The sequence below is a fragment of the Venatorbacter sp. C2-1 genome, from assembly GCF_022832715.1.
In the GTDB taxonomy this organism is placed as follows: domain Bacteria; phylum Pseudomonadota; class Gammaproteobacteria; order Pseudomonadales; family Oceanobacteraceae; genus Venatoribacter; species Venatoribacter alkanivorans.
Genome location: NZ_CP094879.1, coordinates 88,445 through 102,823, shown reverse-complemented (window position 1 = coordinate 102,823; position 14,379 = coordinate 88,445). Strand labels below are relative to the sequence as shown.

Here is a 14,379-nt window from a genome sequence, read left to right as displayed (position 1 = left end):
CGACTTTGGCTAATTATCAACAAGCCCTGAATCTGTTCAGCGAACCGCAACATCTGGCACTGCTGGCACGTTTACAGCGTGGTATCGAAAAAGAAGGCTTACGCTGCTCACCTCAGGGCATCATCAGCCAGAAACCGCATCCGAAAGGGCTGGGCTCGGCACTGACCCACCCAAGTATCACCACCGACTACTCCGAAGCCCTGCTGGAATTTATTACGCCGGTTTTCGAAAGCGCTCACGAGGCCCATGCCTATCTGAGTATTGCTCACCGCTACGCGTACAAACAGCTGGATGGTGAGCTGATCTGGCCAAGCTCCATGCCCTGTATTCTGCAGGGTGAGATGAGCATTCCGATTGCCCATTACGGCAGTTCTAACCTCGGCCAGCTCAAGCATGTTTACCGTCATGGTTTGTGGCACCGTTATGGCCGTACCATGCAGACCATTTCCGGTATTCACTACAATTTCTCGCTGCCGGCGGAAATCTGGCCGCTGCTGCAGGCCAACGATGAACGCGGCGATCAATACAGCCCGCAGAGTTATATCTCGGCGCGTTATTTTGGGCTGATCCGTAATTTCCGCCGCTATTCGTGGCTGCTGATGTACCTGTTCGGCGCCTCGCCAGCAGTGTGCGCCAGCTTCCTCGCCGGCCGTGATCACAAGCTCGACCGCCTCAATGAGCACAGCCTGTATGCGCCTTATGCAACATCGTTGCGCATGAGCGATCTGGGTTATCAGAACAATGCCCAGTCTGATCTGATGGTGTGCCACAACACCGTCGACAGCTATATCAAAACCCTTGGCAAAGCGATCAGCGCGCCGGTTCAGGCCTACGAAGAGATTGGTCTGCAGGACGAGCACGGCCACTACAAGCAGCTGAACACCAATCTGCTGCAGATCGAAAATGAATACTACAGCGATATCCGTCCCAAGCGCGTTGCCAGCAATGGTGAAAAACCGCTGCAGGCGCTGGATAAATACGGCGTCGAATATATTGAAGTGCGCTGCACCGATGTGAACCCATTTATGCCGCTGGGTATCGACGTGCCGCAGATGCAGTTTATGGATCTGTTCCTGACCTGGTGTCTGCTGCAGCCAAGCCCGGATATCGACGAAGACGAATACTGGCGCATCAAACGCAACCAGCAAAAAACCGTGATGGAAGGCCGTCGTCCGGGCCTGATGCTGGAACAGGGTGGCAACGATATCAGCCTGCAGCAATGGGGTATGACCATACTCGACGAGATGAAAGAGCTGGCCATCATGATGGACCGCGCCAGCGGTGAAACTTTCCATATCGACACTCTCGGACAACAGCGCCTTAAGCTGGCCGACAGCCGCCTGACGCCGTCTGCGCAGGTATTGCTGCAATTACAGGAAAGCAGTCTGGAGTTTGCCGAGCTGACCCTGCAGCAGGCTGAACGTCACCGCAAAACCCTGAGCGAAAACCTTGGACCGCAGGTCTACCAGCAATGGCAGCAAATGGCGCGCGATTCGCTGGCGGCACAGGAAGAACTGGAGCAGTCAGACAATATGCCATTTGCCGAATATTTAGCGCATTATTTGCAGCGCTGAGCGGAGCGGCAGGCAATAAAAAGGGAGGCATTGCCTCCCTTTTTAATTTTCACGGTGAATTCCCTACCGTTAATTCTGTGCTCTTAATTCTGTACCCTCAATTCTGAACAACGAAATTACTGAAATATAAATCGTCGATCAGTGGCGAGCCTTCCAGCTGCACCATCAGCGCCCGCACTTCATCCAGTGCAACTTTACGCAATGACTCTCGCCCCTGCGAGCTGTTCATGGTTTCTGATTCCTGCGCACTCAGCAGCATCACCAGGTTATTGCGGATATATGGTTTATGTTGGCTAACAGCCGCTGCCGCTTCATTACCGGAGACCTTCAGCGCGATTTCGGTACGCAGATATTTCATCCGCCCGGTGCTGCCATAATTCACCACAAACGCCGGTTCCAGATGAATATACTTGGTCTGATTTGCTACCGCCGTTTCCTCCTCTGCCTGAACAACCCGGCTTATACCTGCCGTTGTCATCAGCAGCCCCAGCATCAGTCCCGTTGCTGACATTAACTTCCAAAACCTGCGGAACATACCGCCACTCCTCCTGACTAATTTGAGCCCGTTAATACGGATTTAACAGCACCTGACCCGGCCGCCTCGGCTGCCGCCCTATTGATCTTAGACCAGATCCTCCGGATTGTGGCTGTGTTAGACTTCAACCAAACTAGGCGAGAAGCGCCGGATCGTGGAATTTTTATGAAAACATTTCTGAAATCACTGTCATTACATCACGGCTATCTTGCCGGCTTTCTGTCCTGCGCTGCCCTGCTCGCAGCCGCTTACTACTTTGAATACGCACTCTATCTTGAGCCCTGCCCGCTGTGCATGGTACAGCGTCTGGCAACACTCGCCATCGGGCTGGGTTTTCTGGCCGCATTTATCGCGCGCCAGCGGGGCGATAAACCGGCCAGCTGGGCGTTGCGTATCGCATTAATATTCACGTTGTTGTCAGCCATCGGTGGTGTCTGGGTCGCCGATCACCATGTCTGGCTGCAGAATCTGCCACCGGAAGATGTTCCGGCCTGTGGTCCGGGATTCGATTACCTGATCGAAACACTGCCGCTGAGCGAGCTTATCGGTGTCATGCTGCGCGGTAACGGTAACTGCGCCGATGTATCTTGGAGCTTTGTTGGTCTGAGCATGCCGGAATGGACGCGTCTCTGGTTCCTGGGTTATGCCCTTGCCGCTGCTTTTGCCCTGTTCCGCGTCTGGCCACGTCAGCGCTGAGCGGAACCCTGAAGAGCAAGCAGAAAACCTTGATTTCACAAGGCGGAAAACAGAAAAAAGCTGCTTGCTTCGCCCTTTTTGACCGGCCTATAGTGTCTGCATACCCTCAGAACAATAATGCTGCGACCCGGAACACCAAAGCAGGGTCGCCAAGGAGAAGAACATGCTGGAAGGTTGCAAAACTGCACAGGAACGCTGGGGCGGCGTTCATAAACTGATTGATGGCTGGCTCAGCGGTCGTCAGGAACTGATCGTTTTATTCTGCAATCTGTCTGCCAGCAAACCGCTGTCAGCAGAACAACCGCTGGGGCCGGGCATTCAGCGCTTCTGCCAGAGCATGATGGATTACTGCTCCGCCGGTCATTTTGAAATTTACGAGCAACTGATCAACGAAGCCAAAGAATATGACGATGGCGGCCTGGAACTGGCTTCCACACTGGTTCCCAAACTCGACGAACTGACCGGACGCTGTGTCGATTTTAATGACACCTACGACCAGCACTGCACCTTTGAAGAACTGGCGCAGCTGCCAAAAGATTTATCAGCAATCGGTGAAATTCTGGAAGAGCGTTTTGAACTGGAAGACCAGTTAATCGAACGCCTGCACACCATTCACCGCGAACTCGTGACCGAATAACGCTTCCTGCTTTTGCTCTCTGGTTCCCGCGCACGGCGGGAGCCGCACAATATCCCACCAGACGAACTACACTGATACAGAATTTATCTGCAACGGGTTTGCCATGATTCTGCGTGTGCGGCATTTATCTTCTGCCTTACTTCTTTCTCTGACCCTGCTCCTGAGCGCCTGCGACGGTGGTAAAGCGCCCGCCGATATCCGTGAAGTTGCGCGTCAGGGTGCCTATTCCATGCGTTTTTCAGCCAACGGTAATGAACTGATGGTGGGCAGCCTGCATCATGGTGGCAGTCTGTGGAGTATCAGCCCGCCAGAGCGCCTGATTGACTGGAATCACAAAGCCGATGACTACAGCAGCATCACCAGCAGTGCGTTTTCTCCGGAAGGGAACTTTGTTGCCACCACCGACAACCGCACCATCGTTCTCTGGGCACGCGACAGTGGTGAGGCTGTGTGGTTCTGGAATTCACCCGGCGATATTCAGGACATCGCCCTGACCAGTAACGGCAGCTACGCACTGCTGGCGATGGCCGATTACACCGCCACGCTGTTTGATATTAAGAATGGTGGTATTCGTTTGCGTCTCGCGCATGATGGTACCGTTTACGATGTCAGCGTCAGCGATAACAGCCTGCTCGCCGCCAGCGCCAGCGACGACCTGAACGCCCGTATCTGGAATCTGGAAAACGGTAAATTACTGCATCAGCTCAAACACAATAATCAGGTAAAAACCGCTCAGCTTTCTGCCGACGGACGCCTGCTGTTTACTTCGGCATTAAATGAAAGCGGCAAAATCTGGGATGTTGCTTCCGGGCGTTTATTACAACAGATTGACCGCACCCGTGGTCATTACAGTGCCGCTCGATTTTCCGCCAATAACAGCCAACTGTTAACCGGTAACAGTTCCGGCCAGATCGAATTGTGGAACACCGCTGATGGCATACGCAGCCAGATCTGGCGGGCGAGCCCGCGTGATACCTGGGTAAGCAATAATGTTCTGGTCGAAGACGTTGCCTTTCACAACGACGAATGGCTGGCCGCAGGCTCGAACGGACTGCTGTATTTTCTGCGCTAGAGTCGTTCAGTACCCGTCAGAAGCAGGCGTTCAGCGCGCCTGATCAATCTCTTTTTTATGCTGATCCACCAATGCCTGCACGCCCTTGGCATCGTCCAGCAGTTTGGGAATATCCGCCGGATTTACCGTCATCGGTAGCCCGGGCTGTGGCGCTGCCGGTTCCTGCTGTGGTTTTTTCCCGCTGTCGGCTTCGCCGTCTTTGTCCGGCAGTTTCACGCTCTGAATCACATTGGCAGCGGTATCGATATCAACCGCCTGCGCAGTAACCCCTTCAGGAACCTCATCACCAAAGTGCCAGACACCGTTCTCATCCTGCCACTTATAGTAAGTTTGGCGTGTATCTTCGGTCGACAGCAGCTCTTGCTTATCATCGAACGACATCAGTGGTTTGCCATCCGGGCCTTTAATAAAGTAAGGCGCCGCAACTGCCAGCCCCAGAATAAACAGCATAAAAGCTATTTTACTTTTCATTTGATCATCCTTGTGATTCATTCCACGGCCAGAGATTATAACCTATGCTACAAATGCGCTGGGCAAAAAGCGCCCGTAATAATTATAGGTATACCCGGAGTCTGTTGACACTCAGTTCAGTACATCAGACCCAGGGGAAACAGGGATATTTAAGTGACAGAAACGCTAACGCCACAAGATGCTCCGGCAACGGTCCGGGTTATCAGTCGCGCGGCTCCTGTTCGCATAATGATTGCGAACGCCAAAGGCGGCTGTGGCAAAACCACCATGGCAACCAATCTGGCCAGTTACTTTTCCCGGCAGGGTGAAGTCACGGCGCTGATTGACTATGACCCGCAGGGATCATCCATGGACTGGTTACAGGCACGTGACCAGCATCTGCCAAAAATCAGTGGAGTGCCGGCTTTTCAGCGCCACGTGCCCAGTGCATCGACCAGGGTCTGGAGCCTGCGTGTTCCTGCCAACACCAGCCGTGTGATTCTCGATACTCCTGCTGGCCTTGCCGGTAACGAATTATCCGACCTTATTCAGCAGGCTGACCTGATTGTTATTCCGGTGATTCCTTCCGCCATCGACATCCGTGCCGCCACCGGTTTTATCCGTGACGTACTCCTTTCCCGGGCTTATCGGATTAATCCGAAGCCCATCGCTGTGGTCGCTAACCGGGTGCGTAAAAACACGCTGATTTATGCCAAGCTCGAACGCTTCCTTAACAGCCTGCAAATTCCTTTTATCGCCGCACTGCGCGATACTCAGTTCTATGTCCGTGCCAGTGAGCATGGATTAGGTCTGATCGATTTCGATCAGCAGGATTCAAAAGACGAAAAAGAATGGCAGCCTTTGCTGCAATGGTTGACTAATACCATTGAAAATATTCGTCTCCAGAGCGAAAAAGACAAATAAATTCACCTAAAATAAATAGATGATTTTAATTCATTTCGTATAATGCCCCGACGATCAAACCCGAATGAGGAATTGCACATGGCCGCCCGCAAAAAAGCACCTGCAAAAAAAACCGCTCAACCCAAAGCAAAAGCCGCTGTAAAAACAGTTGCTAAAGCTGTTGTTAAGAAAGCAGTAGCAAAAAAACCTGTTGCCAAAAAAGTTGTAGCGAAGAAGCCGGTAGCGAAAAAAGCGGCGGTTAAAAAAGTCGTTGCTAAAGCAACTGCTCTGAGTGCAGTACAGCAACTGGAAAAAGATATCGCAGCACTGCAGGCCAAACTGGCTACTGCCCGTGCCAAAGAGCTGAGCGATGCAGAGAAAGCCGTTGCCAAAGCAACGGCCACTCAGGCCAAAGCCAATGAAAAACTGGCCAAAGCCAATGCCGCACGCAAAACCGTTGCCGACAAAGTAAAAGCCAAGAAAACCCCTGCCGGTGTTCGCCAGCTGGAAACCGCCCGTAGCCGTGTTGAAGCAGCTAAAACCGAAGCGGCTGCAGCAAAAGAAGCTGCAGTTGCTGCCAAAGCTGCAATGGCAGCTCTGACTCTGGAAGCAAAATCTCGCGCGGCACTGGACAAAGTCATCGCTGATTTTGAAAAAGCTCAGGCTAAACTGGCAACCAAAGCACCGGCCAAAAAGAAAGCCGTTGCCCGTAAGCCTGCCGTGAAAAAAGCCGTTGCTGCTCAGCCAGCTGCTCCTGCTGCTGCCGAAAAACCAGTGGCGGCCAAAAAAGCTCCGGCTAAGAAAGCCGCTACCAAACCTGCCGCCAAGAAAGCAACTGCTGCAAAACCTGCAACCAAAGCCGCTGCTAAACCTGCAGCAGCCAAACCAGCGGTTAAGAAAGCGGCCGCCAAGCCTGCAGCTAAAAAACCAGCTGCGAAAAAGCCAGCCGCTAAACCAGCAGCTCCTGTCGCCGCTGCTGAAGCAGAAGTGAAAGACGTTGCCGTTGAAGCTGCAAAGGTTGAAGCACCGGCTGTTGCAGCTCCCGTTGTTGAGAAACAGACAGCTGAAACACCAGTCGTTGAAAACGCAAAAGTTGAAGCTCCTGTAACAGAAGCGCCGGCAGCACCAGTAGCCGAAACTCCTGCTACTGAAACTCCGGCTGAAGACAGCGACAAGTCCAGCCTGTTTGGTAATAACTAAGCTGCTGCATTGTCATTACCTGGCGAAGTTACTTCGCCAGTAATAACAGCTGTTGTAAAAGAGGCCCACGGGCCTCTTTTTTTTGTGCCGTCACTGAACCGTTATCGGCCATCGTGATGTTCTGCAGTAACGTCAGGTTAACTGCACTGCAATCTGCCTGCTCTGTCAGTGCCTGCTGTTGCAGCCAGGTGAATATCAGCCGTATACCTTCCTGCTCTGCCTGTAATTCACTTTGCAGTAATTGCTTACGTAATACAGCCTGCTGCGAACGCAGCGGTTCGGCATTTAAGTGTGAACGTGCCTGCCGTATTGGCAGAATCACCTGCTCACGCCAACGAAAGTAGTCACCGGCTTCCGCCAAACTGTCTGGTAACAAACATTGCTGCTTACCCAGCCACAACGCCGTCAGCAGCAACAATACATCCATACCGGCATCGTTCTGCAGGCTCAGCAACGTCTGCTGTACTCCGGGGCGTGCATAAAATGTCAGGGCGAACTCCCACAGTGGGTTATCACCGCTTTCTGTGGCAAACTGCGCCGCCATTGCCGTCACCTTTAATTAGCCAAGTTATGATCGAATTTAATCAGGTTTCCCTGCAGCGCGGAACGCAAACTCTGCTCAAAGACTGTCAGCTGCGTATTCACGATGGGCAGAAAATGGCGTTGATCGGTCCGAACGGGGCCGGTAAGTCGAGTTTATTTGCGCTGCTGAACGGTGAACTGCAGGTGGACGGTGGCGATCTGTACATTCCGCCAAAGTGGCGCATTGCCCATATGAGGCAGGAAGTGGAAGCCAGCGAGCGCAGTGCGCTGGATTACGCGATGGATGGCGATGCCATTTACCGCCGCATCGAGCACGGCATTGCCAACGCCCAGAATGATAACGATCTGACCCACTGGCTGGATCAGATGGATCAGCATCAGGGCTACAGCGTGCCGGTAAAAGCCGAGCAACTGCTGCACGGTCTTGGCTTCAGCAAAGAAGAATTGCAGCGTCCGGTTAAAAGCTTTTCCGGTGGCTGGCGTATCCGCCTGAATCTGGCGCAGGCGCTGATGATGCCGTCCGATTTACTGCTGCTCGACGAACCAACCAACCACCTGGATCTCGAAGCAACCCTGTGGCTTGAGCAATGGCTGAAAAATTATCCTGGCACTCTGCTGTTTATTTCCCACGACCGCGATTTTATCGACGGTGTTGCCAACAATATTGTTCACCTGCATCAGCAGGCGCTGACGCTCTATCCAGGCAATTACAGCGCTTACGAGCGTATCCGTGCGGAAAAACTCGCACAGCAGCAAACACTGTTTGAAAAACAACAGGTGCGTGTGGCCGAGATCGAACAGTTCGTTGCCCGCTTCCGCGCCAAGGCCAGTAAAGCCAAACAGGCACAGAGCCGCTTAAAAGAATTGCAACGCATGGAGCTGATCGCGCCGGCGCATGTGGATTCACCTTTCCGCTTTGAATTTCCGTGCTACGAAAAAATGTCAGCGCCACTGCTGGCCATTGATCATGCCGCGCTGGGTTATGCCGGCAAAACCATTCTGCCCGATGTGCGCCTGTCGATTGTACCGGGCCATCGCGTTGGTCTGCTCGGCCCTAACGGCGCGGGTAAATCAACGCTGCTGAAAACCCTGTGCAACGAAATTGCCATGCTCAGCGGTGAACGCTCCGAAGGCGAACATCTGCGCATTGGTTACTACGCTCAGCACCAATTGGAATCGCTGGATGTAAAAGCCTCCGGCGCACTGATATTGCAGCGTTTAAAACCGAAAGCATCCGACCAGGAAATCCGTAATTTCCTCGGCGGTTTTGGTTTTCATGGTGATAAAGCGCTGGAAATTATCGAGCCCTTTTCCGGTGGCGAAAAAGCCCGCATGGCGCTGGCCTGTGTCGCCTGGATGAAGCCCAACCTGCTGATTCTGGATGAGCCGACCAACCATCTGGATATCGAAATGCGCGAAGCCTTAACGCTGGCGCTGCAGAATTTCCCCGGTGCGATTTTAATCGTCAGCCACGACCGTCACTTATTAAAAGCAACCGTCGATGAATACTGGCTGGTCGATAACGGCAAGGTCCAGGAGTTTGATGGCGACCTCGACGATTACCATCACTATCTGCAACAGCGGGAAGAGATGCCTGCCGATAGCAGCGACAGCACAGTAACACCTGCAACCAGCGCTGCGGCCAACGTGCCACAGGCAGATCGCAAAGAACAGAAACGTCTGGATGCTGAAAAACGCCAGCGTCTGGCTCCCCTGCGTAAGCAACAGCAGGCAGCGGAAAAGCAGATGGAGAAATTCCAGACCCAGCTCAGCGCGGTCGAAGAAAAATTATCCGACACAGGTCTGTACGATGCCGAACGCAAAGCAGAGCTTAATCAGTTGCTGCAGGAACAGGGCAAACTGAAAAGTGCTCTGGAAGAAGCTGAGATGGAATGGATGGAGCTGACCGAACAGCTGGAGCAGGCGGAATAATATCCGCCTGCTTTACCTGTTTTTTAACAACATGCTTTTAACAACAGCAGGTATCAGCCAAGCACCGCTTTAAAACGCTTCAGCCGCAGCGCATTACTCAGCACAAACACACTCGACATTGCCATTGCGCCCGCCGCCAGCATCGGCGACAGCAACACACCATAAGCCGGATACAACGCACCGGCTGCCAGTGGAATCAGCAGGGCGTTATAGGCAAATGCCCAGAACAGATTCTGGCGGATATTACGCAGTGTCGCCTGACTGATGGCCAGCGCATTCGGCACCGCCCGCAGGTCGCCATTCATCAGCACCACATCGGCCGCTTCAATGGCGATATCGGTACCCGTGCCAATGGCTAAGCCAACATCCGCTTCGGCCAGTGCCGGCGCATCGTTAATACCATCACCAACAAAAGCCAGTGCACCGTAACGGGCGCGCAGAGTTTTCAGCGCTTCTACTTTGCCTTCCGGCATCACTCCGGCAACCACCTCGTCGATACCGAGCTGCGCAGCAATCGCCTGCGCGGTGCGTTCGTTATCGCCGGTTATCATCGCGACTTTTAAGCCCAGCGCATGCAGCGCATTAATGGCTGCAGGAGTGGTGTCTTTAATAGGATCAGCCACCGCAATGACTGCCGCTAATTGCCCGTCGATGGCGGCGTACAGCGGGCTCTTACCCGCCGCCGCCAGCGCCGCACTCTGCGCGGCTAAAGGCCGTAATTCCGCGCTCATTAAATCCAGCCCGAGCTGCTGCATAAACCGGTCGGCGCCTATTTCAACACGCTTGCCATCGACCAGTGCACGGATACCCAGACCGGGAAGCGCAGTAAATTCCTGCGGCTCACTCAGTGTCAGCGAACGCTCTCTGGCGGCGCGTACAATAGCCTCAGCCAGCGGATGTTCAGAATGCTGTTCGGCGGCGGCGACTAATGCCAGCAGACTGTCTTCTTCAAACCCCGGCTGACAGATCAGATTGGTCAGCTCCGGCTGGCCTTTGGTTAACGTACCGGTTTTATCCAGCGCGACGATTTTACTGTCACGCAGGCTCTGCAGCGCATCGCCACGGCGGAACAGAATACCCAGTGCCGCAGCCCGCCCGGTGCCCACCATAATGGAGGTTGGCGTCGCCAGCCCCATGGCGCAGGGGCAGGCAATAATCAGCACGGCAACGGCATTAATCAGGGCAAAACTCAGCGCCGGTTGCGGGCCGAACAACAGCCATACCACAAAGGTCAGTGCGGCAATGGCCATCACCAGCGGTACAAAGATGGCCGTGACTTTATCGACCAGCGCCTGAATCGGCAGCTTTGCGCCCTGCGCCTGTTCGACCATGCGGATAATCTGTGACAACAATGTATCGCCACCCACTTTTGCCGCGCGGAACGTCAGCGCGCCGTTTTTATTCACCGTGCCACCCACAACTTCATCTCTGGGGGCTTTCGCCACCGGTAACGGCTCTCCGGTGAGCATGGATTCATCGACATAGGATTCGCCTTCCAGTACCTCGCCATCGGTGGCAATGCGTTCCCCAGGGCGCACCACCAGCACATCACCCACCTGAATATCCGCCAGTTCAACATCCACCAGCTCTGTTCCGCGTTTGACCCGTGCAGTTTTTACCTGCAGACCCAGCAGGTGCTGAATGGCTTCGCCGGTACGGCCTTTGGCGCGCGCTTCGAGTAAGCGCCCCAGCAAAATCAGGGTGACGATCACCGCCGCCGCCTCAAAATACACATGGCGCGTACCTTCCGGCAGCCATTGCCCGGCAAAGGTCACCACCAGCGAAAAGCCCCAGGCCGATAAACTGCCCAGCGCCACCAGCGAGTTCATATCCGGTGCGCGACGCCATAACGCCGGCAGACCTTTACTGAGAAAACGCCGGCCGGGGCCAAACAGCACCAGCGTGGTCAGCACTAACTGGATACCCCAGTTCATTGGCTGGCCCAGAGTCTCTGCCAGCCACTGCTGCATGCCCGGAATAATGTGCGCGCCCATTTCCAGCACAAACACCGGCAATGTCAGCCCGGCGGCCAACCAGAAATCACGCTGTAACTGCTGCTGTTCCTGTTCGCGCCGGGCGTTGTCGTCATCACGCTCAGCGGCCAGAGGTGTGGCATCGTAACCTGTGCTGCGGACCGCTTTGATTAACGCTGCCGCATCCAGATTACCGGCCAGTACTTCCACCGTGGCGGTTTCTGCAGCCAGATTGACCTGCGCACTGAGCACGCCGGGCAGACTGAGCAGGGCTTTTTCGACCTTGCCGACACAGGATGCACAGCTCATACCGATCACCGACAGCTGATACTGCTCAGTGCGGGTTTCATAACCACAGTCTTTGACCGTTTGCAGCAGCGCCTGTGTTTGCTCATCGGCCGCCAGAGTCACCTCGGCTTTTTCACTGGCCAGATTGACGCTGGCGGCGCTGACACCCGGCGTCGCCAGTAAGGCCTGTTCGACACGGCGCACACAAGAGGCACAGCTCATGCCGATCACCGGCAATTGCAGCACGGCAGCAGAATCATCAGAGATGGGAATAGCAGTAGATTGAGTCATCGTTCTGTCCTGTCAGGAAAGCAATGACTGCAGTGTGAACCTTACCATGGTGGTAAGGTCAAGCGTCTGAATGAACGCCGTCGTCTGCCGCCAGCTGAGCAAGAATCGCGCAGTGCGACTGGTCATCGCCAGAGCAGGCGGCCACCATCTCCTGCAAGGTGCTGCGCATGGCATGCAGCTCCTGAATTTTATGTTCCACTTCCTGCAGGTGCTGCCCGGCCAGTGCCTTAACCTCACGCGCGGAACGCCGCGGATCGGCCCATAGCGCCAGCAGCTCACCGATTTGCGGCAGCGAAAAACCCAACAGCCGTGAACGGCGGATAAACCTCAGCATTTCCACATCCTGTGCCGAATACTGACGATAACCCGCAGCGGTACGCGCTACCTCAGGCAGTAGCCCACTGCTTTCATAATGGCGGATCATCTTTGCCGATACACCGGCCTGAGCGGCCGCTTCACCAATGTTCACTCTGATATCTCCTATCGTCTTCGCGCTTACCATCCCGCGCAGCAGCACAGAGGTCAAGCCTGCGAAGCTCACACCTTTTCCTGATTGATAGCGCTGTTAATTATGAACAGACATTCATCAATACATTAATCATCTTAATGTTATCAACAGCCCGGCCGACACTCTGTGCATAACCAGCCAGAAGGAAACGGCCATGAAGATTGTTCAGTCGCAGATACAACTCAGTGCTCAGCAAAAGGATCTGTTATTAAGCGCCCGCCTTACGGGCATGTCGGTGAGTGTTACGGCAGGTGATGGCGAGAATAACGGCAGCAATCCCGCCGGCGGCAGCAGTGCCAGCGCCGGCATTCAGTTGTCGCTGAGTACACGCACCGAAAGCAGCCAGGCAGTGAGTCGCAGCAGCAGTGTGACCCATGCCGATGGCAGTCAGCAGCAATCGTCCTCAGCCTATCTGGCACAACAGCTGACCGAGCAGACCACTCAGCTGAATGTGATCGTCAGTGCCGTGAATGCCCGGCCGGGCAGCGCAGGCCTTGGCGTACAGGTTGAGGTACAGAGCGTATTGCAGGTTGAACGCGAAGAGTCGCTGGTCTTTGAAGCACTGGGTCAGGTACAGACCGAAGATGGCCGTCAGATTGATTTTATGCTGGCGCTGGATTTCAGCCGCTATACCCGCGCCGAGCAGACCAACCTGTTTCAGGGCCAGCTCAACCTGATCGACCCGTTAATGATTAATCTGAACGGCGGTGCGGTTGAACTGAGTGACCAGAGTTTCAGCTTCGACCTCAACGCCGACGGCCAGAACGAGAGCATTGCCCGTACCGCCGCCGGCAGCGGCTATCTGGTATTCGATAAAAACAACAACGGCATCATTGATGACGGCAGCGAAATGTTCGGCCCGCGGAGTGGCAATGGCTTTGCCGATCTGGCGCAGTACGATGACGACGGTAACGGCTGGATTGATGAAAACGATGCCATCTTCAGCCAGCTCAGCCTGATGGAATTCGATGACGAAGGACCAACCCTGCGCTCCGCTGCTGAAGCCGGTTTAGGCGCATTTTTTCTTGGTTCTGCAGCGTCTGATTACGAGCTGAAAAACGACGCCGGCCAGGTGCGCGGAGTGATTGCCCGCTCCGGTGTTGCGCTGAATGAAAATGGCGAAGCGCTGTTATTGCAGGAGGTGCATCTGAATACTCCGCCTGAGCTGCCGCAATACGCCATTAGCGGCGGCAACCTCGCCCTGAGCAGCGAACAGGGCACGGTTAATCTGCAGTCGCCGCTGAGTTTTTTTCAGTTCGATAACGAACTGCTGAACCGCCGCGATGAACAAACCCGGGTGCAGCTGCGCTTTGAACCGGAACAGGGCGTCAGACTGGCGGCCGGCGGCCCTCTGCCCGGAAGCGCTGGAACTACACCTCCGGTCAACCACTCCCCTGGCAATGCCGCTGACCATTCCGAGCCCGTTTATAGTGACAGGCAGCCCCGCCGCATGAATATGCGCCAGTGGGCCGCCGATGCCATTAACCGCTACCACAGCGAAGAGCAGAATAAGCCCAGTGGTAAAGACGCCCATGTCTATGTCGATATTCCCGACCCGGTTCGGGCCACCCCGCTTAACCTGCGCAACGAAATCGAAGCCGGCAGCAAAGATATGGACAACAAACTGAAGGCCCTGCGCGCCACCATTGAGGAATTAAAACAGATGCGCGAGCAACAACTAAACAGCGAAAAACCGCTGGCGCTGTATCAGGCGATCGGTCATTTGCAGGGGTAATTCAGAGAGGCTAGTTCGGAGACGACAGGCAGATAAAACCGG

13 protein-coding genes are annotated in these 14,379 nt (G+C 54.6%); 8 read left to right on the top strand and 5 right to left on the bottom strand.

The features are described from left to right. Positions 1-5: 5 nt before the first annotated feature. Positions 6-1,574, top strand: coding sequence for a glutamate--cysteine ligase (gene gshA, locus MT343_RS00420; protein WP_186435807.1), 1,569 nt, complete (start codon positions 6-8; stop codon positions 1,572-1,574). A 97-nt stretch (positions 1,575-1,671) separates the two neighbouring features. Here gshA and MT343_RS00415 read toward each other — a convergent pair whose 3' ends face one another. After that, the gene (locus MT343_RS00415; protein WP_145467175.1) at positions 1,672-2,109 is read right to left on the bottom strand and encodes a flagellar basal body-associated FliL family protein; all 438 of its coding nucleotides are present in this window, start codon (positions 2,107-2,109) and stop codon (positions 1,672-1,674) included. Positions 2,110-2,274: 165 nt separating this feature from the next. Here MT343_RS00415 and MT343_RS00410 point away from each other — a divergent pair, with 165 nt between their 5' ends. From MT343_RS00410 to MT343_RS00400, 3 genes are all read left to right on the top strand, one after another. Next, the gene (locus tag MT343_RS00410; protein WP_145467177.1) at positions 2,275-2,805 is read left to right on the top strand and encodes a disulfide bond formation protein B; all 531 of its coding nucleotides are present in this window, start codon (positions 2,275-2,277) and stop codon (positions 2,803-2,805) included. A gap of 163 nt (positions 2,806-2,968) precedes the next feature. After that, positions 2,969-3,442 carry a sigma D regulator gene (gene rsd / locus MT343_RS00405; protein WP_145467179.1) on the top strand — a complete coding sequence of 158 codons (474 nt, stop codon included), beginning with the start codon at positions 2,969-2,971 and terminating at the stop codon, positions 3,440-3,442. Between the two features lie 103 nt (positions 3,443-3,545). Continuing rightward, positions 3,546-4,514: a WD40 repeat domain-containing protein gene (locus MT343_RS00400; protein WP_145467181.1), complete on the top strand. Its 969-nt coding sequence runs from the start codon at positions 3,546-3,548 to the stop codon at positions 4,512-4,514. A 30-nt stretch (positions 4,515-4,544) separates the two neighbouring features. Here the strand turns inward: MT343_RS00400 and MT343_RS00395 are convergent, their stop codons facing one another. After that, positions 4,545-4,985 (bottom strand): DUF4124 domain-containing protein, encoded by a 441-nt coding sequence (locus tag MT343_RS00395; RefSeq protein ID WP_186435808.1) that lies wholly within the window; start codon positions 4,983-4,985, stop codon positions 4,545-4,547. Positions 4,986-5,138: 153 nt separating this feature from the next. Between MT343_RS00395 and MT343_RS00390 the strand changes: the two genes are divergently transcribed. Further along, on the top strand, positions 5,139-5,888 hold the full coding sequence (locus MT343_RS00390) for a ParA family protein (protein WP_225691349.1): 750 nt from the start codon (positions 5,139-5,141) through the stop codon (positions 5,886-5,888). 78 nt (positions 5,889-5,966) lie between these two features. Beyond that, the gene (locus tag MT343_RS00385; RefSeq protein WP_186435809.1) at positions 5,967-7,067 is read left to right on the top strand and encodes a hypothetical protein; all 1,101 of its coding nucleotides are present in this window, start codon (positions 5,967-5,969) and stop codon (positions 7,065-7,067) included. 28 nt (positions 7,068-7,095) lie between these two features. On the opposite strand, the gene MT343_RS00380 is transcribed toward MT343_RS00385, so the two are convergent. Then, the gene (locus MT343_RS00380; RefSeq protein WP_145467186.1) at positions 7,096-7,611 is read right to left on the bottom strand and encodes a TIGR02444 family protein; all 516 of its coding nucleotides are present in this window, start codon (positions 7,609-7,611) and stop codon (positions 7,096-7,098) included. A gap of 26 nt (positions 7,612-7,637) precedes the next feature. Between MT343_RS00380 and MT343_RS00375 the strand changes: the two genes are divergently transcribed. Beyond that, positions 7,638-9,542, top strand: coding sequence for an ATP-binding cassette domain-containing protein (locus tag MT343_RS00375; protein ID WP_145467188.1), 1,905 nt, complete (start codon positions 7,638-7,640; stop codon positions 9,540-9,542). Between the two features lie 53 nt (positions 9,543-9,595). Here MT343_RS00375 and MT343_RS00370 read toward each other — a convergent pair whose 3' ends face one another. After that, positions 9,596-12,094 carry a heavy metal translocating P-type ATPase gene (locus MT343_RS00370; RefSeq protein ID WP_145467190.1) on the bottom strand — a complete coding sequence of 833 codons (2,499 nt, stop codon included), beginning with the start codon at positions 12,092-12,094 and terminating at the stop codon, positions 9,596-9,598. Positions 12,095-12,152: 58 nt separating this feature from the next. Next, a complete protein-coding gene (cueR, locus tag MT343_RS00365) occupies positions 12,153-12,563 on the bottom strand; it encodes a Cu(I)-responsive transcriptional regulator (protein ID WP_145467192.1) in 411 nt (136 codons plus the stop codon). 193 nt (positions 12,564-12,756) lie between these two features. On the opposite strand from cueR, the gene MT343_RS00360 reads away from it, so the two are divergent. After that, a complete protein-coding gene (locus MT343_RS00360) occupies positions 12,757-14,337 on the top strand; it encodes a hypothetical protein (protein WP_145467194.1) in 1,581 nt (526 codons plus the stop codon). Positions 14,338-14,379 lie beyond the last annotated feature (42 nt).